The organism is Bdellovibrio sp. HM001 (assembly GCF_055397275.1).
In genome coordinates this window covers 2,769,955-2,795,857 of sequence record NZ_AP029174.1, presented here as the reverse complement: position 1 = coordinate 2,795,857, position 25,903 = coordinate 2,769,955, and the positions used below count along the sequence as shown (strand labels likewise).

The 25,903-nt window shown below is 46.4% G+C and carries 38 protein-coding genes; 31 read left to right on the top strand and 7 right to left on the bottom strand.

Going from position 1 to position 25,903, the window contains the following annotated elements:
- The 27 genes from rplD (at position 1) to ACZ5ZZ_RS13140 (ending at position 13,806) form a co-directional block, all read left to right on the top strand.
- Complete coding sequence (gene rplD / locus ACZ5ZZ_RS13270; protein WP_464118163.1) at positions 1–630, top strand: 50S ribosomal protein L4; 630 nt, start codon at positions 1–3, stop codon at positions 628–630.
- Positions 630–908 (top strand): 50S ribosomal protein L23, encoded by a 279-nt coding sequence (rplW, locus tag ACZ5ZZ_RS13265; RefSeq protein WP_347358360.1) that lies wholly within the window; start codon positions 630–632, stop codon positions 906–908. Before rplD ends, rplW begins: the two co-directional genes overlap by 1 nt.
- Positions 909–910: 2 nt before the next feature.
- The gene (rplB, locus tag ACZ5ZZ_RS13260) at positions 911–1,729 is read left to right on the top strand and encodes a 50S ribosomal protein L2 (RefSeq protein ID WP_262553302.1); all 819 of its coding nucleotides are present in this window, start codon (positions 911–913) and stop codon (positions 1,727–1,729) included.
- 9 nt (positions 1,730–1,738) lie between these two features.
- Entirely contained in the window at positions 1,739–2,026 is a 288-nt protein-coding gene (rpsS, locus tag ACZ5ZZ_RS13255; RefSeq protein WP_464118162.1) for a 30S ribosomal protein S19, read from the top strand.
- Positions 2,027–2,038: 12 nt separating this feature from the next.
- Entirely contained in the window at positions 2,039–2,371 is a 333-nt protein-coding gene (rplV, locus tag ACZ5ZZ_RS13250; protein WP_011165347.1) for a 50S ribosomal protein L22, read from the top strand.
- 2 nt (positions 2,372–2,373) lie between these two features.
- On the top strand, positions 2,374–3,039 hold the full coding sequence (gene rpsC, locus ACZ5ZZ_RS13245; RefSeq protein ID WP_262553304.1) for a 30S ribosomal protein S3: 666 nt from the start codon (positions 2,374–2,376) through the stop codon (positions 3,037–3,039).
- Positions 3,026–3,433 carry a 50S ribosomal protein L16 gene (rplP, locus tag ACZ5ZZ_RS13240; RefSeq protein WP_041577922.1) on the top strand — a complete coding sequence of 136 codons (408 nt, stop codon included), beginning with the start codon at positions 3,026–3,028 and terminating at the stop codon, positions 3,431–3,433. Before rpsC ends, rplP begins: the two co-directional genes overlap by 14 nt.
- A gap of 4 nt (positions 3,434–3,437) precedes the next feature.
- A complete protein-coding gene (rpmC, locus tag ACZ5ZZ_RS13235) occupies positions 3,438–3,629 on the top strand; it encodes a 50S ribosomal protein L29 (protein ID WP_011165344.1) in 192 nt (63 codons plus the stop codon).
- A 9-nt stretch (positions 3,630–3,638) separates the two neighbouring features.
- A complete protein-coding gene (rpsQ, locus tag ACZ5ZZ_RS13230) occupies positions 3,639–3,908 on the top strand; it encodes a 30S ribosomal protein S17 (RefSeq protein ID WP_041577921.1) in 270 nt (89 codons plus the stop codon).
- A gap of 9 nt (positions 3,909–3,917) precedes the next feature.
- A complete protein-coding gene (gene rplN, locus ACZ5ZZ_RS13225) occupies positions 3,918–4,286 on the top strand; it encodes a 50S ribosomal protein L14 (protein ID WP_011165342.1) in 369 nt (122 codons plus the stop codon).
- A gap of 11 nt (positions 4,287–4,297) precedes the next feature.
- Positions 4,298–4,837, top strand: a complete 540-nt coding sequence (gene rplE / locus ACZ5ZZ_RS13220; protein ID WP_464118161.1) for a 50S ribosomal protein L5 — start codon at positions 4,298–4,300, stop codon at positions 4,835–4,837.
- A 10-nt stretch (positions 4,838–4,847) separates the two neighbouring features.
- Positions 4,848–5,153, top strand: a complete 306-nt coding sequence (gene rpsN, locus ACZ5ZZ_RS13215; protein WP_464118160.1) for a 30S ribosomal protein S14 — start codon at positions 4,848–4,850, stop codon at positions 5,151–5,153.
- A 10-nt stretch (positions 5,154–5,163) separates the two neighbouring features.
- A complete protein-coding gene (gene rpsH, locus ACZ5ZZ_RS13210; RefSeq protein ID WP_464118159.1) occupies positions 5,164–5,553 on the top strand; it encodes a 30S ribosomal protein S8 in 390 nt (129 codons plus the stop codon).
- Positions 5,554–5,560: 7 nt separating this feature from the next.
- The gene (rplF, locus tag ACZ5ZZ_RS13205) at positions 5,561–6,103 is read left to right on the top strand and encodes a 50S ribosomal protein L6 (protein ID WP_464118158.1); all 543 of its coding nucleotides are present in this window, start codon (positions 5,561–5,563) and stop codon (positions 6,101–6,103) included.
- 12 nt (positions 6,104–6,115) lie between these two features.
- Positions 6,116–6,481: a 50S ribosomal protein L18 gene (rplR, locus tag ACZ5ZZ_RS13200; protein ID WP_262553310.1), complete on the top strand. Its 366-nt coding sequence runs from the start codon at positions 6,116–6,118 to the stop codon at positions 6,479–6,481.
- 10 nt (positions 6,482–6,491) lie between these two features.
- Positions 6,492–6,950 carry a 30S ribosomal protein S5 gene (gene rpsE / locus ACZ5ZZ_RS13195; protein WP_011165337.1) on the top strand — a complete coding sequence of 153 codons (459 nt, stop codon included), beginning with the start codon at positions 6,492–6,494 and terminating at the stop codon, positions 6,948–6,950.
- A 20-nt stretch (positions 6,951–6,970) separates the two neighbouring features.
- The gene (gene rpmD / locus ACZ5ZZ_RS13190) at positions 6,971–7,153 is read left to right on the top strand and encodes a 50S ribosomal protein L30 (protein WP_347358350.1); all 183 of its coding nucleotides are present in this window, start codon (positions 6,971–6,973) and stop codon (positions 7,151–7,153) included.
- 9 nt (positions 7,154–7,162) lie between these two features.
- On the top strand, positions 7,163–7,600 hold the full coding sequence (rplO, locus tag ACZ5ZZ_RS13185; protein WP_088564474.1) for a 50S ribosomal protein L15: 438 nt from the start codon (positions 7,163–7,165) through the stop codon (positions 7,598–7,600).
- Positions 7,600–8,928, top strand: a complete 1,329-nt coding sequence (gene secY / locus ACZ5ZZ_RS13180) for a preprotein translocase subunit SecY (RefSeq protein ID WP_464118157.1) — start codon at positions 7,600–7,602, stop codon at positions 8,926–8,928. Before rplO ends, secY begins: the two co-directional genes overlap by 1 nt.
- The gene (locus tag ACZ5ZZ_RS13175; RefSeq protein WP_464118156.1) at positions 8,928–9,563 is read left to right on the top strand and encodes an adenylate kinase; all 636 of its coding nucleotides are present in this window, start codon (positions 8,928–8,930) and stop codon (positions 9,561–9,563) included. The genes secY and ACZ5ZZ_RS13175 overlap by 1 nt, the downstream gene beginning before the upstream one ends.
- 127 nt (positions 9,564–9,690) lie before the next feature.
- Positions 9,691–9,804 carry a 50S ribosomal protein L36 gene (rpmJ, locus tag ACZ5ZZ_RS13170; RefSeq protein WP_011165332.1) on the top strand — a complete coding sequence of 38 codons (114 nt, stop codon included), beginning with the start codon at positions 9,691–9,693 and terminating at the stop codon, positions 9,802–9,804.
- A gap of 2 nt (positions 9,805–9,806) precedes the next feature.
- Complete coding sequence (gene rpsM, locus ACZ5ZZ_RS13165; RefSeq protein WP_464118155.1) at positions 9,807–10,181, top strand: 30S ribosomal protein S13; 375 nt, start codon at positions 9,807–9,809, stop codon at positions 10,179–10,181.
- 14 nt (positions 10,182–10,195) lie between these two features.
- Complete coding sequence (gene rpsK / locus ACZ5ZZ_RS13160) at positions 10,196–10,588, top strand: 30S ribosomal protein S11 (protein WP_464118154.1); 393 nt, start codon at positions 10,196–10,198, stop codon at positions 10,586–10,588.
- Positions 10,589–10,600: 12 nt separating this feature from the next.
- Positions 10,601–11,227 (top strand): 30S ribosomal protein S4, encoded by a 627-nt coding sequence (gene rpsD / locus ACZ5ZZ_RS13155; RefSeq protein WP_464118153.1) that lies wholly within the window; start codon positions 10,601–10,603, stop codon positions 11,225–11,227.
- Between the two features lie 20 nt (positions 11,228–11,247).
- On the top strand, positions 11,248–12,279 hold the full coding sequence (locus tag ACZ5ZZ_RS13150) for a DNA-directed RNA polymerase subunit alpha (protein ID WP_347358345.1): 1,032 nt from the start codon (positions 11,248–11,250) through the stop codon (positions 12,277–12,279).
- Between the two features lie 152 nt (positions 12,280–12,431).
- A complete protein-coding gene (gene rplQ / locus ACZ5ZZ_RS13145; protein WP_464131693.1) occupies positions 12,432–12,968 on the top strand; it encodes a 50S ribosomal protein L17 in 537 nt (178 codons plus the stop codon).
- Positions 12,969–13,239: 271 nt separating this feature from the next.
- Positions 13,240–13,806 (top strand): TlpA family protein disulfide reductase, encoded by a 567-nt coding sequence (locus tag ACZ5ZZ_RS13140; protein WP_464139831.1) that lies wholly within the window; start codon positions 13,240–13,242, stop codon positions 13,804–13,806.
- Between the two features lie 116 nt (positions 13,807–13,922).
- On the opposite strand, the gene ACZ5ZZ_RS13135 is transcribed toward ACZ5ZZ_RS13140, so the two are convergent.
- From ACZ5ZZ_RS13135 to ACZ5ZZ_RS13125, 3 genes are all read right to left on the bottom strand, one after another.
- Positions 13,923–15,029 (bottom strand): hypothetical protein, encoded by a 1,107-nt coding sequence (locus ACZ5ZZ_RS13135; RefSeq protein ID WP_464139829.1) that lies wholly within the window; start codon positions 15,027–15,029, stop codon positions 13,923–13,925.
- Between the two features lie 198 nt (positions 15,030–15,227).
- On the bottom strand, positions 15,228–17,183 hold the full coding sequence (locus tag ACZ5ZZ_RS13130) for a TIGR03545 family protein (protein ID WP_464139827.1): 1,956 nt from the start codon (positions 17,181–17,183) through the stop codon (positions 15,228–15,230).
- A 12-nt stretch (positions 17,184–17,195) separates the two neighbouring features.
- Complete coding sequence (locus ACZ5ZZ_RS13125) at positions 17,196–17,720, bottom strand: TIGR03546 family protein (protein WP_464131687.1); 525 nt, start codon at positions 17,718–17,720, stop codon at positions 17,196–17,198.
- Positions 17,721–17,815: 95 nt separating this feature from the next.
- On the opposite strand from ACZ5ZZ_RS13125, the gene ACZ5ZZ_RS13120 reads away from it, so the two are divergent.
- Complete coding sequence (locus tag ACZ5ZZ_RS13120; protein WP_464131685.1) at positions 17,816–18,799, top strand: D-glycero-alpha-D-manno-heptose-1,7-bisphosphate 7-phosphatase; 984 nt, start codon at positions 17,816–17,818, stop codon at positions 18,797–18,799.
- Between the two features lie 39 nt (positions 18,800–18,838).
- On the opposite strand, the gene ACZ5ZZ_RS13115 is transcribed toward ACZ5ZZ_RS13120, so the two are convergent.
- Positions 18,839–19,831 (bottom strand): lysylphosphatidylglycerol synthase transmembrane domain-containing protein, encoded by a 993-nt coding sequence (locus tag ACZ5ZZ_RS13115; RefSeq protein ID WP_464131683.1) that lies wholly within the window; start codon positions 19,829–19,831, stop codon positions 18,839–18,841.
- 189 nt (positions 19,832–20,020) lie between these two features.
- Here ACZ5ZZ_RS13115 and ACZ5ZZ_RS13110 point away from each other — a divergent pair, with 189 nt between their 5' ends.
- Positions 20,021–21,400: a mannose-1-phosphate guanylyltransferase/mannose-6-phosphate isomerase gene (locus tag ACZ5ZZ_RS13110; RefSeq protein ID WP_464118145.1), complete on the top strand. Its 1,380-nt coding sequence runs from the start codon at positions 20,021–20,023 to the stop codon at positions 21,398–21,400.
- Between the two features lie 88 nt (positions 21,401–21,488).
- On the opposite strand, the gene ACZ5ZZ_RS13105 is transcribed toward ACZ5ZZ_RS13110, so the two are convergent.
- Positions 21,489–22,313, bottom strand: coding sequence for a murein L,D-transpeptidase catalytic domain family protein (locus ACZ5ZZ_RS13105; RefSeq protein ID WP_464131679.1), 825 nt, complete (start codon positions 22,311–22,313; stop codon positions 21,489–21,491).
- A 414-nt stretch (positions 22,314–22,727) separates the two neighbouring features.
- Here ACZ5ZZ_RS13105 and ACZ5ZZ_RS13100 point away from each other — a divergent pair, with 414 nt between their 5' ends.
- Positions 22,728–23,303, top strand: a complete 576-nt coding sequence (locus tag ACZ5ZZ_RS13100; protein WP_464118143.1) for a hypothetical protein — start codon at positions 22,728–22,730, stop codon at positions 23,301–23,303.
- Positions 23,281–24,237: an HTTM domain-containing protein gene (locus ACZ5ZZ_RS13095; RefSeq protein WP_464118142.1), complete on the top strand. Its 957-nt coding sequence runs from the start codon at positions 23,281–23,283 to the stop codon at positions 24,235–24,237. The genes ACZ5ZZ_RS13100 and ACZ5ZZ_RS13095 overlap by 23 nt, the downstream gene beginning before the upstream one ends.
- Before the next feature lie 3 nt (positions 24,238–24,240).
- On the opposite strand, the gene ACZ5ZZ_RS13090 is transcribed toward ACZ5ZZ_RS13095, so the two are convergent.
- Together ACZ5ZZ_RS13090 and ACZ5ZZ_RS13085 are read right to left on the bottom strand one after the other, a co-directional pair.
- On the bottom strand, positions 24,241–25,164 hold the full coding sequence (locus ACZ5ZZ_RS13090) for an HTTM domain-containing protein (RefSeq protein WP_464118141.1): 924 nt from the start codon (positions 25,162–25,164) through the stop codon (positions 24,241–24,243).
- Positions 25,133–25,756, bottom strand: coding sequence for a hypothetical protein (locus ACZ5ZZ_RS13085; RefSeq protein ID WP_464118140.1), 624 nt, complete (start codon positions 25,754–25,756; stop codon positions 25,133–25,135). The genes ACZ5ZZ_RS13090 and ACZ5ZZ_RS13085 overlap by 32 nt, the downstream gene beginning before the upstream one ends.
- Positions 25,757–25,903 lie beyond the last annotated feature (147 nt).

Genomic DNA, 25,903 nt, shown 5'->3' with positions numbered 1-25,903 from the left:
ATGGCTACAGTAAATGTATTAAACTGGAAAAAAGAAAAAGTTGGTTCCGTTGAATTGGCTGCTGACGTGTTCGAAACTCCTGTTAAAAAGGAAGTTCTTCACACAGTTGTTCAATGGCAATTGGCGGCTCGTCGTCAAGGCACTCACATGACTAAGACCAAAGGTCTTGTGTCTGGTGGTGGTAAGAAGCCGTTCAAACAAAAAGGTACTGGTGGAGCTCGTCAAGGTTCTAGCCGTTCTATCTTGATGCCTGGTGGTGGTACCGCTTTCGGTCCTCAACCTCGCAGCTACGCTTTCGTATTGCCTAAGAAAGTTCGTCGTTTGGGTCTGAGCATGGCTCTTTCTCACCTTCAAAAAGAAGGTAAGTTGTTCGTTGTGGACAGCATGGCTTCTGAAGGTAAAACTGCTGAGCTTAACAAGCGTTTGAAAGCTTTCGGTTTGAAGAAAGCCGTATTGGTTGATTCTGCTGTTGATGAAAAATTCAGCCGCGCATCTAAAAACTTGCCGACATTCAAATACTTCCCAGTTGAAGGTTTGAATGTATTCGATTTGTTGAAATACGATGCAGCTATCATCACTAAAGAATCTGTGGCAAAAATCGTTGATCGTTGTTCATTGGAGAAGGCGTAATGAAACAAGTAATTAAAGCCCCTCTTGTTACAGAGAAAAATACATACCACAACGCAGCTGGCGTTTATGTTTTCGAAGTAGATATGAAATCTACGAAAACAGAAATCAAAGCTTCTGTTGAAAAGAACTTCAAAGTTAAAGTTGACAGCGTAAGAACAAGTGTCTGTCGCGGTCACTCTAAGCAAACTAAATTTGGTCTAACCAAGGTCCCTTACTGGAAAAAAGCTTACGTTAAGCTTGTTGAAGGTGAGAAGATCGCTCTATTTGAGGGAGTATAAAGATGGGTATTAAAACATTCGCCCCACGCTCTCATGGTCGCAGAGGAATGACTGGTTTCGATTTCAAAGAAATCACAAAGACAACTCCAGAGAAGTCTTTGCTTGCTCCTCTAAAAAAACAAGCTGCTCGTAACAATCACGGTCAAATCACGATCCGTCACCAAGGTGGTGGTCATAAGAGAAAATACCGTTTGGTTGACTTCAAGCGCACTAAGCTTGACGTAGCAGCGAAAGTTGTTGCGATCGAGTACGATCCAAACAGAACTTGCCGTATTGCTCTTATTTCTTACATCGACGGTGCTAAGGCTTATATCCTTGCTCCAGTTGGTTTGAATGTTGGTGATACAGTTATTTCTTCTGATAAAGCCGACATCAAGCCAGGTAACTCCCTGACTTTGGGTGCTATCCCAGTTGGTACTGTTATTCACAACATCGAATTGCGTCCGGGCAAAGGCGGTCAAATCTGCCGTGGTGCTGGTGCAAGCGCGACTCTTGCTGGTAAAGGCGAAAAGTACTGCCAAGTACGTATGCCATCTGGTGAGTTGAAGCAGGTGTTGACAGTTTGCCGTGCTTCTATCGGTCAAGTTGGTAACACTGACAACGAAAACATCAACCTAGGTAAAGCTGGTCGCTCTCGTTGGAGAGGTATTCGTCCATCCGTTCGCGGTATGCATATGAATCCAGTTGATCACCCACTCGGTGGTGGTGAGGGCGTTGGTAAGGGTCATCACCCAGTAACTCCATGGGGTCAACCATGTAAGGGTTACAAAACTAGAAACAATAAGAGAACCAACTCTTCAATCATCAAGAGACGTAAGTAGGAGTAAAAGGTGGCACGCTCAATTAAAAAAGGTCCATTTGTCGATACTCATCTTCAAAAGAAGGTCGACCATGCGATCGAAAAGAATGATAAAAAAGTTATTAAAACTTGGTCTCGCCGCTCAACAATTCTTCCTGAGACTATTGGACTTACTTTCGCAGTTCACAATGGAAGAAAGTTCGTTCCTGTGTACATCACAGAGAACATGATTGGTCACAAACTCGGTGAGTTTGCTCCAACAAGAACTTTCCATGGTCACGCCGAGAAGAAGGCCGCAGCTCCTGGCGCGAAGAAGTAATAGAGGTTGATAATGGAAGTTAAAGCAAGCTTGAAATATGCAAGAGTTGGCGCTCAGAAAGCAAGATTGGTTGCTGACCTGGTTCGCGGTAAAGACGTGAACGAGGCTGTTAAAACCCTTACTTTCCTGAACAAAAAAACCGCAGGTATGGTAAAAAAGCTAATCGAATCAGCTGTTGCCAATGCTGAATACAAAAAGGTTATGGATGTAGACAGCCTTTATGTTAAAGCTATCTGGGTTGATCAAGGTCCAGTTCTTAAAAGATTCCGTCCTCGTGCACAAGGTCGCGCGTTCGGTGTTCGTAAGAAGACCAGCCACATTAACGTAGTACTCGAGGAGAAATAGTCGTGGGTCAGAAGGTTAATCCAATTGGTCTAAGAGTTGGTGTTATCAGAACTTGGGATTCTCGCTGGTATGCGAAGGGTCAACAATATTATGAAAATCTCCACGAAGACATCCGTTTGAGAAAGTTCCTTAAGGACAAGCTTAAACACGCGGGTGTTGCGAAAATTGAAATGGAACGTGCTGCGAAGAAGATCAAAATCATCATCTCCACAGCTCGTCCAGGTGTTGTAATTGGTAAAAAAGGTACTGGTATTGACGCTCTTAAAGCGGAAGTTCAAAAACTTACACCCAACGAAGTTTTCTTGAGCATCCAAGAAGTGCGTAAACCAGACCTCGATGCTCAGCTCGTTGCTGAGAGCATTGCTCAACAACTTGAGAAACGTATCTCTTGGAGAAGAGCTCTTAAAAAATCTATTGCAGCTGCGATCAAAGGCGGCGTGAGAGGTATCAAGATCCGTGTTTCCGGTCGTCTTGATGGTGCAGAGATTGCGCGTTCTGAGTGGTACAATGAGAAGAGTGTTCCTCTTCATACATTGCGCGCTGATATCGACTACGGTACAGCAGAAGCTCTAACAGCATATGGTATCATCGGCCTGAAAGTATGGATCTATAAAGGCGATATCTTATCTGCTCGCGAAGTTGAGGAGGCAGGTCGTGTTAAGTCCTAAAAGAGTAAAATGGCGTAAACAATTTGTAGGCCGCGCTACTGGTTTTGCAGTAAGAGGCGCTAACCTTGATTTCGGAGACTACGGTCTTCAGGCAATCGAGGAAGGTCGTCTGACTGCTCGTCAGTTGGAAGCTGGTCGTATCGCTATCTCCCGTTCTGTTAAGCGTGGTGGTAAAATCTGGTGCCGTGTGTTCCCAAACATCCCGGTAACAAAAAAGCCTGCTGAAACTCGTATGGGTAGCGGTAAAGGTAACCCAGAACTATGGGTTGCTCGTGTTCTTCCTGGAAAAGTTCTTTTCGAAATGAACGGTGTGACTCGTGAGCAAGCTAAAGAAGCTTTCGAACGCGCAGCTCACAAACTTCCTTTCAAAACTCGTTTCTTGGTAAGGGAGTAGTTGTATGAAGTTCGTAGAGATTAAAGATCTTTCTGTAGCTGAATTGAAAAAGAAAAGAGCGGCTCTTTCTGAAGAGCTGTTCCAGGCTCGTATTAAGAATTCCATTGGGCAGCTTTCTAACCCAGTGCAAATCCGCGGTCTTCGCCGTGACATCGCTAAAATCAACACAGCGATCGTAAAAAAAGTGGCGAGATAGGGGTAGGACATGACTGAAACTAATTCTAGAGGACGTAAAATTGAAGTCGTAGGTGAAGTTATCAGTGACAAGATGGATAAAACTATCTCTGTCCTCATCTACCGCATGGTTAAGCACGCTAAATACGGTAAGTATGTTAAGAAGACATCTGTATTCAAGGCTCACGACGAAAAGAACCAAGCAAAAGTTGGTGATATCGTTAAGATCCGTGAAACTCGTCCTCTGAGCAAAACTAAACGTTGGGCTTTGGCTGAAGTCGTAGAAACGGCAAAGGCGTAGGAGACTGTTATGATTCAAATGCAAACTAGACTGAATGTAGCAGATAACTCCGGTGCAAAAGAAGTTATGTGCGTTAAGGTTCTTGGTGGTTCTAAACGTCGTGTAGCATCCATTGGTGATGTTATCGTTGTTTCCATCAAAGAAGCTTTGCCAAATGCAAAAGTAAAAAAAGGTGACGTAGCTAAAGCTGTTGTTGTTAGAACTGTTGCTAAACTTCGTCGTCCAGACGGATCTTACATCCGTTTCGATGATAACTCTGCAGTTTTGATCAATGCTTCTAAAGAACCAATTGGAACACGTATCTTTGGCCCAGTAGCCAGAGAATTGAGAGCTAAGTCTTTCGTTAAGATTGTTTCTTTGGCTCCGGAAGTTCTATAAGGGGTGATGAGATGAATCGCTTACATACAAGATATAATAAAGAGATCGCTCCCGCTCTTCAGAAACAACTGGGAGTTAAAAACGTGATGCAAGTTCCTCGCTTGGAGAAAATCACTCTTAGCGTGTGCTTGAGCGAAGCTGTTCAGAATCCAAAAATCTTGAACACTGTGGTTGATGAAATCACAGCGATCACTGGACAAAAAGCTGTTATCACTAAAGCGAAGAAGGCTATTTCCAACTTCAAATTGCGTGCTGGCATCCCATTGGGTGTTCGTGTGACTTTGAGAAGAGAGAAAATGTGGTCTTTCATGGATCGTTTGAACACGTTGGCACTACCTCGCGTACGTGACTTCCGTGGTTTGCCTAACAAAGGTTTCGACGGCCGTGGTAACTACAATATGGGCTTGAAAGAGCAGATCGTGTTCCCTGAGATCAACTACGATAAAGTTGATAAAACTCGTGGTATGAATATCACTATCTGTACAACTGCGAAGAACGATACTGAAGGCAGAGCGTTGCTTGAAGCGCTTGGCATGCCTTTCAGAAAATAAGAGGTGTCACTTGGCTCGTAAAGCAAGCATTGAAAAAAACAATAAAAGAAAAGCTCTTGCTGCTAAGTATGGTCAATACAGAGCAGAATTGAGAGCTAAAACTGTTGATATGAAGCTTTCTGACGAAGAAAGAGCGGCTGCACGTAAAAAGTTGCAAGCTCTTCCTCGTGACACAAATCCAAACCGCACAATCACACGTTGTGAAATTTCTGGTCGCCCTCGTGGTAACTACAGAAAGTTCGGTTTGTCTCGTATTGCGTTCAGACAATTGGCCCTTGACGGTAAATTGCCTGGCGTAACGAAAGCCAGCTGGTAAGAGGTTCAGAATGGATACAATTTCTCAGTTCCTTACAATGATCAGAAACGCTGGAGCAGCAAAACACGAAAAAGTGGATATGCCTGCTTCCAAAGTGAGAGCTGGTATTGCTCAGATCTTGGTAAACGAAGGTTTCATCAGAAGCTTTAAGGTTGCTAAAGACAGCAAACAAGGCATCATGCGTGTTTATTTGAAGTATGACGAAGCTGGAGCTCACGCGATCAATAGCATTGACCGTGTAAGCCGTCCTGGCCGTCGCGTTTATGTTAAATCTGACAAGATTCCAACTGTTCGTTCTGGTATGGGCATGTCCATCATCAGCACAAGCAAAGGGATCATGAGCGGTAAGCAAGCTACAGAGCAAAAGCTTGGTGGCGAACTGCTTGCGACACTTTGGTAGGTGAATTATGTCTCGTATTGGAAAAGCACCCGTTGTTTTTGATAACACAGTACAAGTAAGCGTAACACCTGCTAACGAAGTTGTCGTTAAAGGTGCGAAAAGCTCACTTAAAATCGGTATGAAGCCAAATGTTTCCGCGAAAATCGATGGAAACAAAGTGGTTTTGACTCCGAATGATGACTCTAAAGAAAGCCGCGCAATGCACGGTCTTTACAGAGCTCTTATCCAGAACGCAGTAACTGGCGTTACTAAGGGCTTCACTAAAGGTTTGGAGCTTCAAGGGGTTGGATATCGTGCAAACGTAGCAGGTAAGAAGTTGGAGCTTTCTTTGGGCTTCTCTCACCCTGTTATCTTCGATATTCCAGAAGGTATTGAAATTAAAGTCGATAAGCAAACCAGCTTGACCATCACTGGTCCAAGTAAAGAGCTTGTTGGACAAGTAGCGGCTAAAATCCGTTCCTTCCGTCCACCAGAGCCATATCTTGGAAAAGGTGTTCGTTACACTGGTGAGCAAATCAGACGTAAAGCCGGTAAGTCAGCTGGTAAATAATTGAGGTAACGTATGAAACTTAAAATTAGCAAACATACAAGCGATAGAAAAGTAAATCGCCTCAAGAAGAAGATCAGAATCCGCAAGACTGTACAAGGTACTGCGGAGAGACCACGTCTTTGCGTATTCAGAAGCGGTAAGCACGTCTACGCTCAGATCATCAACGACGTTGATGGTAACACGTTGGTAGCTGTGTCTTCTTTGGGTAAAGAGGATAAATCCGGTATCGAAATGGCGAAACTTGTTGGTATCGAAGCAGCTAAAGCAGCTACTGCGAAAAACATCAAGGACGTAGTTTTCGACAGAAACGGTTACCTCTATCATGGCCGTGTTAAATCTCTTGCAGATGGCGCTCGTGAGGGCGGCCTCAATTTCTAAGGAGTGATGTGTGGAGAAAGTTCAAGCTCAAGCAGCTGAATTAGAAGAGCGTGTAGTCGCGATCAACCGTGTAACAAAAGTTGTTAAGGGTGGTCGTCGCTTCTCTTTCGCAGCTCTAGTAGTTGTGGGTAACAAAGCTGGTGATGTTGGATTCGGTTCCGGCAAAGCTGGTGAGGTTCCAGAAGCAATCGGTAAAGCAAGCAGATCCGCTAAAAAATCTGCTAAATCTGTAGCTTTGAAGGAAGGTCGTACAATCCCTCACGAAGTTATCGGTAAATTTGGTGCTGCAAAGGTGATCATGAAGCCAGCAGCTCCTGGTACTGGTGTTATCGCGGGTGGTGCGGTTCGTGCCGTTCTTGAATCTGTAGGTGTAAAGGACATTCTTACTAAGTGTGTTGGTACTCGTAACCCACACAACGCTGTAAGAGCAACAATCGACGGCTTGAAGCAGTTGAAACAACAGCTTTAATTCGCGGACTGGTGGCAAAAATGGCTAAAACATTCGTAGTAACTTTGAAAAAATCAACTATCAAGTGCACACAAGACCAGAAGGACGCGGTTCGCGTTCTTGGTCTTAAGAAACTTCACCAAACTGTTGAGGTGAAAGATTCTGCTGCGGCACGTGGTAATATCATGAAAGTACAACATCTTCTTGATGTTGTAGTTAAGTAAGGAGAAGCCATGAGCTTGCTTAAAACATTGGCACCTAAGGCAGGATCCAAGCACGCTCCAAAAAGAATCGGTCGTGGTATCGGTTCTGGTATGGGCGGCACTTCTACTAAAGGTCACAAAGGTCAGCTTGCGCGTACTGGCGGAACAGTGCGTCGTGGCTTTGAGGGTGGTCAAACACCTATGCACCGTCGTCTTCCTAAGTTTGGTTTCAGCAACGTAGCATTCGCAAATAACTTTGAGATTGTAAACGTTGGCCAACTTGCTAAATTTTCTGGAGAAGTCACTCCTGAATCTCTACACGCTGCTGGACTTATTTCCAAAGGCGCTGTTAAGATTTTGGGAAATGGCGAGCTTAAAACAGCTTTGACTGTGAAAGCTCACAAATTTTCAGAAAGCGCTAAGAAAGCTATTGAAGCTGCTGGCGGCAAAGTCGAGGTAATTAAGTAGTGTCTGCAATTGAGAGCATCGCAAAGAATTCTGATCTTCGTAAACGCATCTTGTTCACATTGGCTCTTTTGGCCATTTACAGAATTGGTGTACACGTTCCGACTCCTGGTGTGGACGGATCTGCGGTGCTCTCATTTTTCCAGGCGCAAAGTCGTGGGATTTTTGGGCTCTTTAATACCTTCACGGGTGGGGCCCTGTCTCAGTTCAGTATCTTTGCACTCGGTATCATGCCTTACATCTCCTCTTCCATTATCTTCCAACTTTTGACTTCTGCGGTTCCATACCTAGAAGCTCTTAAGAAAGAAGGGGAGCAAGGTCGTCGTAAAATCAACCAATACACTCGTTATGCGACTGTCGCTTTGGCAATTATCCAAGGTTACGGTATCAGCACATGGTTGATGAACTCCACAAGCCCTGATGGACATCCTTTGGTGATTGCTCCAACTGTGGCCTTCCTTCCGTTCCAGATCATGACTATCATCACCCTGACAGCAGGTACCTGCTTCATCATGTGGTTGGGTGAGCAGATCACAGAACGTGGTATCGGTAACGGTACATCTTTGATCATCTTCACAGGTATCGCTGCTGCGATCCCTGGTGGTGCTCAACAGCTTTGGGAGCTTGTTCGCACAGGCGAAATGCGTTTTGCATTGGCTCTATTGTTGGTGGCTTTCATGGTTGCGATCATCGCAGCTGTTATTTACATGGAAGTGGCTCAGCGTAGAATCACAGTTCAGTACTCTCAAAGACAGGGTGGCGGTGGTATGCAGTCTATGCAGACTCCGACATCTCATCTTCCTATTAAAATCAATATCTCCGGGGTTATCCCACCAATCTTCGCCAGCTCCTTGTTGATGTTCCCAGCAACAATGGCTCAGTTCGTAGACACTCCATGGTTGAAGGCTTTGCAGGATTCTTTGAATCCGTCTGGAACAATCTTCAACATCATGTTCGTGGCATTGATCATCTTCTTCTCGTTCTTCTACACAGAGATCGTGTTCAATCCAAATGACGTCGCTGAGAACCTGAAGAAGTACGGTGGTTTTGTTCCTGGCGTTCGCGCTGGTAAGTCTACAGCTGACTATATTCAGAAGGTTCTTGAGCGTGTGAACGTTCTTGGTTGTATCTACCTTTGTACAATTTGTATTCTTCCGGGCATCATGGTGAACCAGTTCAACGTTCCGTTCCACTTTGGTGGTACAAGCTTGTTGATCTTGGTTGGTGTTGCTTTGGACACTGCTCAACAGATCCAGTCTCATATGATCACTCAGAAATATGAGGGCTTCCTAAAAGGAGCTAAGATCCGTAGCAGAAGGGTTCAGTTCTAATGAACTTGATCCTCTTTGGAGCCCCAGGGGCCGGTAAAGGTACTCAATCCGAACTTCTGATTAAACGTCAGGGCATGACACAGATCAGCACTGGCGACCTGTTCAGAGCTGCCATTAAAGGGCAGACTGATTTGGGTAAGAAAGCTCAGGAGTTCATGGATAAAGGGCAACTTGTGCCAGATAGCATTGTTATCGGCATGGTTGAAGAAGTGCTCCAAAAGGGCGTAAAAGACTTTATTTTAGATGGTTTCCCTAGAACTGTGGCGCAGGCTCAGGCTCTAGATGAGTTACTTGTAAAAATGAACCTATCCATTGGTAAGGCTATTTTCCTGGAAGTTCCCATGAAAATCCTTATGGATAGGCTGACTGGAAGACGCGTATGTAAAAATTGCGGCGCTGTCTATCATGTAGTCAGTAAGCCCTCCCAAGTAGAGGGTAAATGTGATTTGTGTGGTGGTGAGGTCATTCAACGGAATGATGACAAGGCGGAGGTAATCGAGACCCGTCTTAAAACTTATGAAGAGTTCACAAGCCCCCTAAAAGAGTTTTATAAAAAATCAGGCAAATATATTGAAGTGGACGGAAATAGAGACACCGAGGAAGTCTATAAAGAGATCGAAAAAATAATAAAATAGGCTGCTGTATTATTTTTATCTCTAGACTTTAAGGGTTTTCGGTGTTAGCGTGCCGGACCGCATTCGTATTTTTGCTGGAATTTTCACTTTTTTAATGAAGTGAAAAAATAGCGTATGGGAAGACAGTATGAAAGTAAGACCATCAGTAAAAGCAATCTGTAATAAGTGTAAAGTTATTAAAAGAAAAGGCGTTATTCGCGTTATCTGCGAGAACCCTAAACATAAGCAAAGGCAGGGTTAATCATGGCACGTATTCTTGGTGTCGACTTACCTAGAAATAAGCGCGTTGAAATCGCGTTGACCTACATCTACGGCATTGGCCGCCCTCGTGCTGCCATGATCTGCAAGCAAGTTGGTATTCCTTCCGAACTAAGAACTGAAGGTTTGACTGATGAGCACATTGCTAAAATTCGTAGCATCGTTGAAGCTAACTTCAAAGTTGAAGGTGACTTGCGTCGTGAAATCGGCTTGTCCATCAAACGTTTGATGGATTTGAACTGCTTCCGTGGTATCCGCCATCGCAAAGGCTTGCCTGTTCGTGGTCAGAACACTCGTTCTAATGCACGCACTCGCAAAGGTCCTAAGAAGACGGTAGCTAACAAGAAAAAAGCCGTATAATTGAGGTCACGTAAATGAACACTGATAAAAAAGCTGTTGCTAAGAAAAAAGTAAAAAGAAACGTTCCTCAAGGGAACTGCTATATCCAAGCTGGGTTCGGTAACGTTATCGTAACGATGACAGATCCAACCGGAGCTACTGTGGCTTGGTCCTCTGCAGGCCACCTTGGTTTCAAAGGAAGCCGTAAAGGTACTCCATACGCAGCTCAGTCCGCGGCAGAAGACGCTGCTAAGAAGGCTATGGAAGCAGGTATGAAATCTGTGGACGTTTACTTGAAAGGTCCAGGCGCTGGTCGTGAGCCTGCAATTCGTGCATTGGCTGCTACAGGAATGAGAGTTTTGTCTCTTAAAGACGTGACTCCAGTTCCTCATAACGGTTGCCGTCCACCTAAGCGTAGAAGAATTTAATAGGAGTATATCGTGAGCTGCATTAACGAAAGCGTTTGTAAGCTTTGCCGTCGCGAAAACGTGAAACTTTTCTTGAAAGGTGACCGTTGTTACACTGATAAGTGTTCCTTCGAAAGAAGACCTTATCCGCCAGGACAACATGGCCAATCTCGTTTGAAGTTCTCTGAATTTGCGCTTCAATTGCGTGAGAAACAAAAAGCTAAGAGATACTACGGTGTTTCTGAGAAACAATTTGTAAAATATGTTGGAGAAGCCAACCGTTCAAAAGAATTGACTGGTCATGCGCTTCTTAAGTTCCTTGAGACTCGTCTTGATAACGTTGTGTACACTTTGGGGTACGCAAATTCACGTCGCGAAGCAAGACAGCTTGTTAAGCACAACCATTTCCTGTTGAATGGTAAAAGAGCTAACATTCCAAGCATTCTTGTGAATAAAGGCGACGTTATTCAAGTTGCTGAATCAAGCCGCGAAATGGCTAAGATCCAGTCTGCTATCCAAGCGGTAGCTAGACGCTCTGTGCCAGCATGGCTTGAAGCCGATCATGCGAAGTTCACTGGAACTGTTAAAGATCTTCCAAATCGTGAAGACGTAGCAGTTGCTGTTGAAGAAAACATGATCGTTGAATACTACTCAAGATAATTTTACCTCTCGGGGGAGCTATGCAAGAGCATTATTATAAGTTTTGGAGAGAAATGATCAAACCAAAGGGATTTGAGGTTGATCGTGATTCTCTTCGTGATGACTACGCTAAATTCATTATCCGTCCCCTCGAAAGAGGCTTTGGGGTTACCTTGGGTAACTCCCTAAGAAGAATTCTTCTTAGCTCCATGATGGGTTCTGCAATTACAGCTGTTAAGTTCGAAGGCGTATTGCACGAGTTCACTACGATCCCAGATGTTCTTGAGGACGTCACTGACATCATCTTGAACCTCAAAGAAGTGCGCTTTAAACAATATACTGCAGATTCTTTGACTCTGAAGATCTCTAAAAAAGGTCCAGGCAAAGTAACTGCAGCTGATATCCAAACTAGCGATAAGATCGAAGTTTTGAACCCAGATCTTCCAATTGCTACTTTGGGCGCGAATGCAAACTTCAATGCAGAAATCGTTGTTAGTTTCGGTCGTGGCTATGTTCCAGTAGAGAACAGAGAAACAGACCTTCCAGTTGGCTTTATCGGCGTTGACGCTCTTTACAGCCCAATTAGAAAAGTAAACTACAACGTGTCCAATGCGCGTGTTGGTCAAAGAACTGACTACGATGCATTGACTCTTGAAGTTTGGACTGATGGTTCTTTGAAACCTGAAGAGGCAGTAGCTCTTTCATCTAAAATCATGAAAGAACAACTGCAAATCTTCCTTACTTTCGACGAGACTATGGAGCCTGCAGAAGAAGCACGCGAAATGGGTTCTCCAACATTGAACGAGAACTTGTTCCGTTCTGTTGATGACCTTGAGCTGTCTGTTCGTTCTGCAAACTGCTTGAAAAACGCTAACATCCGTTACATCGGCGAGTTGGTTGTTCGTTCTGAAGCAGAAATGCTTAAGACCAAAAACTTTGGTCGTAAGTCATTGAACGAGATCAAAGAGATCTTGGGCGAAATGGGTCTTGGTTTGGGTATGAAGATCGAAGGCTGGCCTCCAGCTGGTTGGGACCCAAGTCAACCTCCTCAAAAGAGAGAGACTCAACAATAAAGAAAACGGCACCATGAATGGTGCTTGAACACGCGGCCCTGCGGGGCTGCGAGGGCACGGAGCCCTGAAAAGTAACACTCGACCAAATTAACAAAGAGTGTTCTATCGTGTTGATACCTGATACGGTCAGCACGTTTAAACCGGAGAATAAAATGAGTTCACACAGAAGAAGAGTTAAACATTTTGATCGTAAATCTGGCCCAAGAAAAGCTTTGTTGAGAGGTCTTGTGACTTCTTTGATCGAGCACGGCCGTATCACTACAACTGTTGACCGTGCTAAAGAAGTACGTCGTCACGTTGAAAAGGCGATCACACTTGGTAAAAAAGGTGACTTGGCTGCAACTCGTTTGTTGCTTTCTCGTTTCCCTAACAAAGAAGCAGTTGCGACTATCGTAAAAGATTTGTCTCCACGTTTCAAAACACGTCCAGGTGGTTACACTCGTATCATCAAAATCGGTCGTCGCCCTGGTGACACTGCTGAGATGGCGTTCCTTGAGTTCGTAGACTACGATTTCGAAGCTAAAACTGCGAAAACTGAAGAAGCAGCTCCGAAAGCGAAAAAAGCTGATGCTAAAACTGCGGCAAAACCAGCAGCTAAAGCAAAAAAAGCTTCTACTAAGCTTGTAGCAGCTAAGAAAAAAGCTGTTAAAAAGACTCAAAAGAAAGCAAGAGCAGCAGCTCGCGCCTAATTGAGACTCAAAGATACATCTTCAAAAGAAGGCTCAAGGAAACTTGGGCCTTTTTTATTTTCTGATAGCTATCATCGTCGGCCGCAATTTTCGACCAAGCCTGAAGCCTAAAGCGCTCTCTTTCCTTCCGATGAACGTCACAAATTTATCTTGTGGGCCATAATACTAAAAGTAGACGGAGCCCACGCAGGGCTTCCCCGGATTGCGTCTTGCCAACGGGGACGGGGGCTTCTATTTTGAAGTTGTTCTTGCCCATGTGTCGGAGGTTCTTATGAAACAACATCTAAAAGCATTTGTTATTGTCGCCGTTTTAGCGATGGCCGGACTGTGGGCGTATACCACCTACTTTGCCAACAAGCTGAACCAGGCGCCATCTGATTATTCAACCATCGAGACGATGGAAAAAGAGGGTGTTGCGAGCTTCGCGATGAAGAACCTGGATGGTCAAGAGTTCCAGCTTCAGGACTATAACGGCAAAGTGGTCATTCTGAACTTCTGGGCTTCTTGGTGTGGACCTTGTATCGAGGAAGTCCCTTCATTGATCAAGCTGGTAAAGGAGTTCAAAGGCAACGTGCAGTTGATCGCGATTTCAGGTGACAGCAGTCGTGCGGATATCGACGTCTTTATGAAGTCTTTCCCGGAAATGAAAGGCGAGAATATTCATATCGTCTTTGACGAAGACCGATCATTGATGAAGAAGTTCCAAGTCGCAAGATTGCCAGAGTCCCTGGTGTTAGGAACGGATCATAAGCTGGTAAAAAAAGTTGTGGGATCTATTGAGTGGTATAACAAGGATTCGGTGGCCTACATCGAGTCCCTGCTAAAGAAGCAGGAATAACCCAGTAAAAGCATAAAACGGCCATTCTTGGCCGTTTGTCGTTTCAAGGCCCTCTCAGCCAAGTCTTATCATTCGATTCAACAGAGCCTGTTGGGGCGCGCTCCAGCGCCAGCCCATTAAGGAATTCCTTCCAAGCAATCATATTGCAGATCGATTTTAGTTCCTTCGATCAGTGAATAGGTGAACTTCAGCAGATTCTTATCCACTTTAAAGTTCAGAATAGGCAGCCCGTCGATGCTGACTTTCAAAGATGAAGGCACAGGTTGGCATTCCAAAGTCAGGTGTGACAATGAGTTTACGATCTTGTCTTTAAACGTGTTTAGGTTCGCGCTGTAGTCAGCATCACAGATACTGCCCACGCCCCCGTCGGTGAGCTTGGAGAGCTCTTCATAGACATGGCCCGCATGACTGGGGGAGGTGTCCTTATCCTGTTCGGCCTCGCAGACGGCATCACCCGGTTTCACGATGATGGAGCTAAAGGTAAAGCGAACGTCCTCGCCAAAGGTGGATTTGGATTTAGCCACCAGATTTTCCGGAAGATCTTCGGGCTCCATAGGTTGCAGGACGGCTGCGGCATCTTTTGCTTTCACGCGTGAAGCCACGCCGCCGACAGATCGTTCGTCTTCGTCGGAAATCAGGATCACAGAAATCGCAGCTCCTTCGCGATAGCATCCATGTGCATCTTTGCTGGCAAAGTGATCATGGGCAGCCTTGATGCCACGCTCATCCCCTGAACTGCCGCCACCGATGGTCAGCGTGTCAATCGTGGAGGTGAAGATGGTGTTCAGGTTGCCAGTGCCTTTTTTCAAAAGGTAAGCCGGAACCCCTGACGGAGGAGTATAGTTAGCCCAGTTATAGGGGCTGCCATAGGCCAGGCTGCCACCGGAGGAGAGGCCGCGAGTGGTCGTTAAACACATCTGCCAGTCGATATTGCTGGCGTCCAGAGAACTCACGAAGGTCGACATGCGTGCTGCCAGTTTTTTTAGTTCCGGTAACATGGAGTTGGAATCGTCCAATACAAACAGAAAGTCGACCTGCTTGTTGCCGTAGGCCACCACTTCCGTTGTGGAGACAGTCTTGTTGGGGGCTGGAGTTGGGGGCGGTGTGATCGCCGTTGACTCCTGCTCAGGGACGGGAGTGAAGTTCATCTTCGCGCATCCTGCAGTGAGAGTCATAACCACACAGCCCAGAACTATAAAATGTGTATTAAGCGATGCTTTCATACCTACCTCTTCGTCAAGACTAGCATGAAAATGAATGCTTAAAATAGAGGCAACAGCAAAAAGCGAGGAAAATTGATAAGTGAAAACAAGAAGTTAGAAGTTAGCGTCGAAGCTTTCGACAGGACCTGTTGAAAGCTTCGACGAAAAAGATAGAGAGAAAACTGACTGTTTGAGAGCTAGTCAGAAATCCAAAAAAACTTACCAGCCGAATTTTTTCTTCAACTCGTCGACAGCTTTCTGTCCTTCTTTTTCGAGTTGTTTGCGGCCTTGGTTTTCTGCATCTTTCTTGGCTTGATTGATGCGGGCTTCGGCCTGTTTTTTCTGTTCATTCAGCTGAGTCTCAGCTTTTTTGATCTCGCTGTCGAACTGGCTTTTAAGCTTGTTGATCTCGGCTTCCACGCGGGCTTTTTGTTTGCCGATTTCTTCGTTTACGTAAGCTTCGATTTTCTTGCGAGCTTCATCAATCTTGGCCTGAATCTGTTTTTCAAAGCCCTTTTGCAGCTCGGGGCCCAGATTCGAGTTGATCGACAACGGCACATTCGGGAAGACGCCCTGACCATCCACGGTCAAAGTCACCACGGGGATGCCATTAAAGACGGCCTTCAGAATCTGATCGGCGATGTCATTTTTAGACGACACCTTATAGTCAATTTGTGTGAACTTATTGTCCATTGCCAAGGTCACGTTCTTAAGGGCCACCAGCTTGCCTTCGATGCCCAAAGCTCCTTTGGCTTTGTTGAAGGCGATCTCAACATCCGGTGTTTTCACCAGGTCCTTACCATCGATCGAATAGGAGTCGACTTTGAATTTATAGTCGATCACGCTGTCGGCTTTGGTGTTATCCAATGACAAGCGCACCAGGAAACCGAAGATTTCCTTGGAAGGGAAGTCCCCCGCCAGTGTTGCCACTGTGGGCTTTCCGATCAATGCCTGATTTGAGGTGATGTTCAGGATTTCACCTTTGATGTTACCCGCATCCGGAGTCAGACCGGCTTGTGAACTGACGGCCGTGCGTTTGATCCAAAACAGCGGATAAGAGTTCGGGCGACCAAATTCATAGCTGATACCTTTTTCGCGCGGATGAGGCTGAATAGCCACCTCGGTTTCTGATGGGGTTTTCTTCTTCATCAGATTTGGTGGAATGTATTTTTCAGCCATGGCTTTATAGCGGAAGAACTTGGCTTTGTAAGGTCCCAGATAACGGTTGAAGATTGCCATGGACAAAGACTTGGCATCCAGCTTCGGAATACGGAAGTGCTGTTCCAGACTTTTGATGTCCAGCTTCACTTGTTTTTCGATTTCCTTGTACTGCGTCTCCAGTCCTTTGAGATCTTTTTTCAGATCATCGCCAGTGGACTGAACCTGCTTGTACATCGCATCGCCATCCTTGAAGACCTTATCCAGCTCTTGCAGAGAGGTTTGCAGTTCTTGAGGAGTTTTGAAGTCTTTGGTTTTGATTTTTCCCAGACGGGCGTTCAAAGCCTCAATGTCTTTGCCCTGAGGCAGAGTTTTCAGGCGTGCGTCCCATTCGGTTTGTTTGCCTTTCAAATCCTTTTCGAACTTTTCCAGCATCGCTTTGGAGGGCAATGAGTCCTGCAGTTTTTGCAGTTGTACGTTGGCGTCCGTGCCTGTCAGCATCGCGATCACATCGCCGAGGACGTTGTCGCCAGCCTGTTCTTTGGCTTCTTGAATGGCCTGCTCTTTGATTTTTTCTGCCATGCCAGGTTCATTGGAGACGGGCTCAGGTGGAGCCACCTTTCCAGGGCGCTTTCTTTTGTTGCCGAATTCGATTTGTTCAACGGCGGCTTCGTTGACAACGGCTTTGGCGCGCAACAGGGCATCCCAAAGCATGGAGAAACGAATGTCGCCAATTTTGATCGAATTGTGTGTCGGCTTTTCGGCGTCAGTGACCTCGATGCCTTGAATACGCAGGCTGGCATTAAAGAAGCTGGTTTTTACGCTGGCGATATTTACTTCCGCGCCGACAGCTTTGTAGCCGGCCCATTCCATTCCGAGACGCAGGTGAGTGTCGAAGAAGAAGTGGAAATACAAACCAATCAATGCACAGATAATCACAAAGGGAATGATGGCTTCCCAGCGGATTGGGCCTTTTTCTTTTTTCTTTTTTACGGGTGTTGTTTCTGGTGTTGTCATGATGCTGTCGTCCTATCCGTAAAGATTGTCGTAAGTGCAGTACCAGTTATAAAGCTTTGTGGCGGTGAAGGCCTTCCAGAATTTTGTGCCTTTGAATCGGGCCACAACGGTCGCACGATATTTCAGAATCGCGATCTTAAAGCCAAAGAACGCAAAAGGCAGAAGCAGAATGGAGACAATCATGGAGCCCATGACGATGGAGTTGTTAAAGCGGGTCATCGGCACAAACGGCATGTTGTACATGGTGACAAACAGCGGGCGCAGGGCTTCGTTTTCCAAAACAGCTTTTCCCAGGAAGTGGGCCGGCTGATCAAACAGGAAGGCCACAAACTTGAAGAAGAAGGCGGAAAGAAAAGCGGCGCCCAGTTGCACTCTGAAAATGAAAATCAAGGCGAAGACTAAAAGTGTCTGAATGGAAATGAACGGGGCAAAACCCAGAATCAGTCCCAGTGAAAGTCCCCACGCGAGCTGATTGGTGCCGGTGTCCGAGTTGAGGAGTTTCAGAAAGTTGAATATCTGCTTGAGTAACGCTGTCATGGATTCCTCCTGCAGCGATTTTAATAAGCATAAATGCAAGGCGGCAAGTAGAAACCCGAGGACAGGGGGATTGGTCTGTTGTAAACTGGGGCCCTATGTCACATCCGTTGGAGCTTTTGATTCTTGAAACAGTTCAACTGGGAGGAAACCTGGTCTTCCTTGCCGATAAGGCTCCGTCAACATTGTTTACCTGGACTGAGTCCCTACAGAAGCACTTTGGTGCCGAGATTCCCTTCACCATTCGACGCGTCCAGGACCTGGTGGCACGACGTTTTGTGACTCGCGCAGAGGATTTGATTTTGTTCTTCAAGGAGCAGGAAAGTTTGCTGCCAGTGCTGGAAAGTCTTCTGTCCGGTCAACGGGCTTTGGTGGGGACGGACGCAGCACCTCGACTGAAGGATTCCTGGGATTTTGTTTTTTCTGATGTGACGATCGAGACCTGGAGAGCTTTATTGCAAAGCTTGCACAATCAGTGGAATCACACTTCAGTCCTGCAGGGATTGCCTGGGGAGCATCAGGCTCCGTGTCTGTTCCTGGATCGAGACAATGTGGTTGTGAAGGATGTTCCTTACAATAAAGATCCAGAGGCTGTCGTGCTGATGCCGGGAATAGCGGATTTGATCAATCGTGCTCATGCTCTGGGCTGGTGGGTGGCCTTGGTAACAAATCAGTCAGGATTGGGGCGTGGTCGTATCGCTTGGGACGAATATCAGGGTGTGCATCAACAGATGCTGCGCCTTTTGGCGGAGCAGAATGCCTGGATTGATGACTGCGAGTGGTCAGCCTTTATCAGTGAATCCGTCACACAGCGCGGTCGTCTTTTGGCGGGCTTAAGAAAACCCCGCAACGGGATGTTCTTGAAAATCAATGATAAGTTGAAAGTGAATATGGGTCTTTCCATGATGGTGGGGGACAGTGCTTCGGATTTGAAGGCTGCTTATGCTGCCGGGGTGAGGAAGCTATATCTGCTGGCCTCTGATAAAACCTCAAAGCAGGAAGAAAGCCTGAAAATCTATCAGACGCTTCATCCTGAGTTCTCTTACGACACCGTCGAATCTTTGATGGATATTTCTTTATAAGTAAAAACCAAGGCCGGATTGAAGATCTGGCGGGTTCTTTTACATCTTTTCCAAAGCCGCCGTGCTGACGCGTTCTTTGATGCGCAGATAGAAGAAGGCTCCCGCCAAACTGACCACGAAAGTTGTGACCTGGAAGGCTGTGATGACGGTGGGGCCGACTTCAGAAGTATTTCCATTATAAATATTAAACAGGAAATAGAAGGCCGCTTGCCCGACGCCGACTCCAGCAGGAGAGATGGGTATTGCTGTGGCCATGTACCCCAGAGGAGCAACCAGGAAATAGGTCTTCGCTGCGATATCAGTGAAGCCTGCGGCATTGCCGGCCAGAATCAGGAACAGGATCGAGCAGACTTGGGACAAAAGACTGAGGCACAAGACCAAGACGAAACGTTTTCCGTCTTTGCCATACAGGTGCATACTTTCGTAAAGCTTCATGAACTTTTCAGACAGAGGTAACATGTGGATGATTTTTTTCAGAATGGATCTGTCATAGACCTTTTGTGAAAAGATCAGCGCCAGGGCGACGATAAATGCAAAGAACAGGCTAAGAATAAACCAGAACAGCGTGGTCAGTGCAGGCACGGTCAGGATGTGATTTAGGTCATAGACCATCACAAGCAAAGCCAGCAGCAACATTGCAAACAGCCCCAGCACCCGGTCCATCAGGACGCTGGTAACAGCAACAACTTTGGACCCGGGATTTTCCCGGGTAAAGTAGAAGGCCTTGATGACGTCGCCGCCGACCCCGCCGGGCATGGCGAAGTTAAAAAAAGACCCGATGAGGCTTAAGCGAAAGACCTTCAACGGACTGACCTTGAGCCCTTGGGACTTGATCAAGGCGCGCCAGCGTTCGCTGGCCAGGAACAGGTTCAGCACCACCAAAAGCAAGGCCACGGAAGCCGCCGCCGGAGTCAGAAGATTTTTAAGAGCTGCAAAGTTCAGCTTTCCGGATTGGACCAGCCAATAGATGATACCGGCCGAGAAGAGAATCTTGGAAGTTTGAACCAGGAGCTTTTTGGTGTGTTTAACCATAGGGGTCTGTCTTACTTGAAAACAGATCAGAACTCCAGAGAAATGGCTTATTTAAGGGCCGTCGGAGCTGCTATTTCAGAGGCTTTCTCAAGGGAACTCAGATTTTTGACGAATCGAGCCATGATGCGGCTAAAAATACTCACTCTCCTCGAATAGTGCTATAAAAGAGAGCTTATTTTGGAGGTCGTCTTGATACCAGTAATCCTATCCGGTGGCAGTGGAACGCGATTGTGGCCCGTATCCCGTCAGCAGATGCCCAAGCAATTCTGCGATATTTTTGGTGAGCCCTTGCAGACTCTGACGTTGAAGCGATGCCTTCGTATGGGAACGCCGTGGATTGTGACGTCCAAAGCCTTGCAGACCCTGACAGAGCTGAATCTGAAGCAAAACAAAGCCGACGGCGTTCAGGTGGTTTATGAGCCGATCGGCAAAAACACGGCCCCTGCGATTGCGGCCTTATGCAAGCTTTTGTTGGATCAGGGAAAAGGTTCTGAGGTCGTGGGTATTTTCCCTTCGGATCACTTGATTGCAAAAGATGATGTTTTTCTGAAAGTGGTGGATTTTGCCAACACTGTTGCAATGGAAGACCGTGTGGTGACCCTGGGGATCACGCCATCATACCCAGAAACAGGGTATGGTTATATTCAGACTAAAGCCGTCAGTTTGAAAGACGGCCCGGGCAGTTTGAAGGCCTATTCAGTTGTGAAGTTCCACGAAAAGCCGGATCTGCAAAAGGCCAAAGAGTTTATTGCTCAGGGCAGTTTCAGCTGGAATGCGGGGATCTTCGTTTTCAAGGTTTCCCATATGGCAAGTCTCTTTGAAAAACATCAGCCGGCCTTGTGGAAGCAGATTCTGGCTTTGAAAGCTGATGCCTCGAATCTGGGTGAAATCTACGCTCAGGTGCAAAGTATCTCCATCGATTATGCCATTATGGAAAAGCTCAATGATCAGGAGCTGGCGTGTATTCCGGCGGATTTTGGCTGGAATGACGTGGGCTCTTGGGATGCGGTGGCAGCCTTGCAAAAGGGCCAGGACATCATCAACGTCAAAGGTCAGGAAAATTTTGTTTTCGGGGATCCGGCAAAGAACTACTCCATGATCGGCATGGAAGATGTCATCGTTGTTGATACGAAAGATGCCCTGATGTTGGTGAAAAAGGGGCAGTCTCAAGATGTGCGCCACGTGGTGGAAAAGCTGACTCAAGCACAGTCACCTTTAGTGAAAGAGCACGTGTTCGAATATCGTCCTTGGGGTTACTTTGAGATTCTTAAAGACACAGAGAATTTTAAATCCAAAGTGATCCGTGTGAATCCCCATTCGCAGTTGTCATACCAGTCTCATGCCAAAAGAGAAGAGCACTGGACTATTACACAGGGTTCGGGGGAAGTGGTCCTCAATGATCAGGTGATTCCTGTGAAGGCGGGCAGCCATATTCATATTCCGCTGGGAGCAAAGCACCGCATGCGCAACAACTCGGATGAAATGCTGGAGTTTGTAGAGGTTCAGTTGGGAACATACTTCGGCGAGGATGATATTGTCCGTTATCAGGATGACTATAAAAGAGAGTAGTCACTTCCATCATCTGGATCTAAAATAAAAAAAGCCCCGAAGTTCTTTCGGGGCTTTTTTGATTTTACCTGGTGAGTTCCAAATCAGATTACTGCTGAGGTGCTGAAACGGCTGACTGGCCCTTTCTGACGCTTTCTTCTTCATCTGGCAAATCCACGTCTTCATCGTCTTTTTCGCCGGATTGAACTTCCTGCAGTGTTGGATCTTTGGCGGCGACTGGGATCAAATCTTTGTGGTAAGCATAGATCAGCCCGCCTTCTTTAAAGTTATTCAGCATCTTCTTAATGATTCCAGGTGCCACTGCCGGACAGCCCCAGCTGCGGCCCAGGCGACCTTGGCTTTTCACGTAGTCCTCGGAAACGTAGCTTGCAGCGTGTACGACGATATCGCGTTCTGCCGCCTTGCTGTTCGAAGCTTCAAGACCATACAGATTCAAAGATTCGCCATGGCCGCCATAATACGTATTGCCACCAAGATACATGCCTAAAGAAGACATTTTGGAGCCGTCGATATTTGAAAACTTGGCAGCCACGCGGACGCCAGAGCCTTTGCCGTGAGCGACGAAGTGTTTTGAGACAGCGCCGTCTTTCAGATTCATCACATACAGGCGTCGTTCACTGGAAGGCTTTGAGAAGTCGATGACAGCCACGAAGTCGTTGCGGATCGTGACTTCACGGTCGTCCATGAAGGTTCTTTCTTTGCCACGGACTTTGGAACGGACCTTGATGGTTTTGCCGGCATTGACATCGAGGAACTCAAAAGTTCTTTGTAAGGCGGCCTCTGGGACGCCTTGCTTGATAAACATATCGTAGAGGCGAACGTCCTTGACCTTTTTGTCGTACAGACTTTCTGCGAAGCTCTGTGAGCTGATAAGGGTGACTACTAGGGCTGTGATAAACTTCTGCAATTTCATTTCAGGTCCCAACTTTCCAATGAACGTTCGGTTATGATTCCGTTGTTTCTCTATACAAGGCACGTGCCATAATTTGGGGGCTTATGGACCCCCTTAAATCGAATTGAGTCAGCCTGGAGTGCCGTATATTGGCTTAGTGTGCAGAAGATATTCAGGGGGCTTGGGCCTTGGCAATATGCTCTTAAACAGTTTTCCGAGTTCGTGATTGAGGCTCCGCCTGGGCTGGAGATATGACTGTTCGGGAGGTATGAAAGTCACTTCGCCCTGATGTTGAAGTCGTCGGGATGTGGAGCATTGTTGCCGCTTCGAAAGCTAGTTGATAGAAACGTAATTCATCTTACAGCAAACGAGATTGCTAGGGGAATCTTCCGTCGGCTATCTATTCTGATGCTTGATACATCAAGGTAGGTGCCAATGGCGATTTTTAAGAAGTCTTTGATTTCGGCTTTTATTGCGGTCCATGTGATCATGATGGTTACGGCAGCACTTCCGGATCGAAGTGCGGTGGGGGATCAGGTCTTAAGATTTTTGTCTCCCTACCAGGTGTTCTTTGGCCTGGATCAAACTTGGAGCATGTTTGCTCCCAATCCCGCCTCGGTGAACTCATATTTAACAGCGACTTTGACGTTTAAAGATGGCTCCACTGAACGCTGGACCTTCCCACGGGCTTCTCAGCTTGACCCGCTGGAACGCTTCACTGCCGGTGAGCGATATCGCAAGTATCAGCAGGAAAATCTTTTGCCAATGGAAAAAGAAGAACTTTGGTTTGATCTGTCCCGCTATGTGGCCCGAGAGGTTGCGGCCATAGAGCAGCAGGGGCGTGGGCGTGAGCTGCAGGAGCTTTACTTCTATCGGCATTTCAATGTCGTGAAGCCTCCAGCACAATTGTTTATTCCCCACGGGCAGTTGAGCACCCAATACAATACCGAGACAGTTTTTCATTTCAAGCCCACGGGAGGGCCCCGCTATGAAGCTAGCAACAGTCACTAAGTCTTTAAATAATTTTTTCTTTAAGCCACAGCCTTCACACAGCGTCGCACTGATGAGGATTCTTTTTGGTGCGGTCTTACTGATCAATTGGTACATGATCTGGAGTCACCTGGAAACTTTCTGGGGAATAGATGGCCTGTTTTCCATGGAAAGCGCTCTGAAGTACAGTCACCCTTATCGCTTCAGTCTGTTTGAGCTGCTGCCGCCGGATGCCCGGGTTCCTATCTTGCTGGCATTAGTGAATTTGGTGGCGTCACTGGGGGTCTTTTTCGGTTTGTTCACCAGAACTTCTATTGCGCTCGCTTTTTTTACTCTTCTTTCCTTTCACAACAGAAACGTCTTTATTTTAAACAGTTCTGATATCGTTATCAGGAACTTTGTCTTTTTGCTGTTCTTTACTCCCTGTGCGGATTTGTACTCTCTGGATCGTTGGATTGGGTTGAAGCGGGGGACTGTGCCTCGGATTCCGGTCGAAAAGAGTCCTTGGGCCTTACGTTTAATGCAGATCCAGTTCAGTTTAATTTATATTGCGACGGTGATGTTTAAAATGAAGGGAACAATGTGGGCTGATGGAACGGCTGTTTACATTGCGACTCGCTTGGATGAGTTTGTACGAATGCCTTTGGAAATTTTAAACAATCTGATTATCGTCAAGTTTTTGACTTGGTCCACACTGGTGGTGGAGTTGGCTTTAGGAACTTTAGTGTGGATCAAAGAACTGCGCTATTGGGTTCTTTTGGCTGGCATGGGACTGCATTTGGGAATTGAAGTCACGATGAATATCCCGATGTTTGAGTGGGTGATGATCTTTTCCATGCTGTGTATGGTAGATTCCCGTGATCTTCAGTCGTGGTTGCAATCTGCCAAGGAAGGCCGTCTGATTCAAAGAATTCAATGGCCTTCCTGGTCTTTACGCTACGCTAAGGATAAGTAGTTTTTAGGCGCTTTGGATCGTTTTCAGGCGCAGTCTTTGAAGGCGATCCATCCAGCTTTTTATGTCTCGAGAGTCCACCATACTGACCATAAGAACAATCATGGCCCATTCAAAGACCGGGATCGACATTGTGTATTCGATACCCAGATGAAAGCCGACTCCCGCCAACAAAACCCAGTAACGAAGTTCTTTGACCCATACCAGGGTGCCCAACGCGAATTCAATAGCCAGTGTTGCCCAGGTCATCACTTTGATGAAGAGCATGCTGTTAAGCAATGGAAGTTCGAAGCGGATAAAGTCATCCAGACGGGTGGCGATGTAAACAGCGGTGCCGTCAACCCAACGATCGCCTTTAATTTTAAATAGAACAGTAGCAATGTAGATGATGCAGAACTGAATCTGAATCAAGCGAAGAGCCCAAGGGCTCTTCTCTTCTGGTATTTCAGGAGCACGTCCTTGTTGCCGCAAGCGCCAGCGATCCACAGACAGCCAATCTGCGCAGTGTGTGAAAAAGAGAAAGAAAAGGAAGATCCTTAGCACCGAATCTGCACTGTTTAAGATAAAGCCGTTGCGGTGATGAAACGAAACAAGAGTCACAAAGGCAATAAAGATGGATGTGCGGGTCCAGGCTCCGACGATGATTCCCAGAACAGCCAAAAGATTTACAAAGGCCAGTGTGGTTGTCACTTTTGCAGTGTTCGGTAAGTAATCAAATAGGGAAAAGCGCAAAGGATTTCCAAGTTGCTGCGCGGTCTGCAAGGACACAATGCCGTTAGGTCCGTAAAGGACATCGAGGTCCGTATAGAGCATCACCCAATTTAGGAGTAAAAGCAGTCCCAAGCCGATACGGAGAAGGGCGACACTATAGACGGGCTGTGGAATAAAGAGAAAATCATCAATGGCTTTGCTGATTGTTTTGAGCTTCATAGCGAATCCTTTCATAGGTTGGGACGTAGTGGAAGACATGAGTGACGTCAAAACGTTGGCTGCGCTGGCCGTGAGGTATGAAGGACCCCTCGGGCGGTAGATGAACACGGCTTTCAAATCGTTTGAATTGAATCTCTTTCAGCAATCGGCCTGAATTTTTGCTGGTCTCTTGCTGCATGATTTCGCGGGTGATGTAGCGGGACAGGTCGAACCAGACCAGATCATTATGCTCAGGCAGTAACGTTTCCTGCCCCAGGATACGATAACGATCTCCGGTCAGAATTTTTCTAAAGAAGGGGAGGTCATTGGGGCGAGGAAGCTTCCAGACAGAAGTGCTTCCGTCGTCGAATCGGAGGTCGGCTTCTATGAACGCCGTTGTGTTCATGGGGTTTGGAGCAAACATCGACCAAGGCTGATACAGCATCGCCCACGCCTGATAGCGCGACACCAACGAGATGAATCTGCCCCCCAGGGCACTTTGATCCGGCAAACCATCGGCGATCATGATACCTACGTTCAGGGTAAAGAAGATCAGTATTAAAAGCTTCTTAATCGGAGGAATTAATGCATGGATCTTTTCAGATATATTCATTGGCCGGCTCCCGTGCGTTTAAGACCTTGAGTATTAACATAGATGGTTTGAAAAAGTGCTTTACGCTTTTGAAAGATCAGCAACTTTCCACCGAGGGGATATATTTCGGGGGAGCAAGAAATATGTTTTTCTGTGCGGATTACTTTT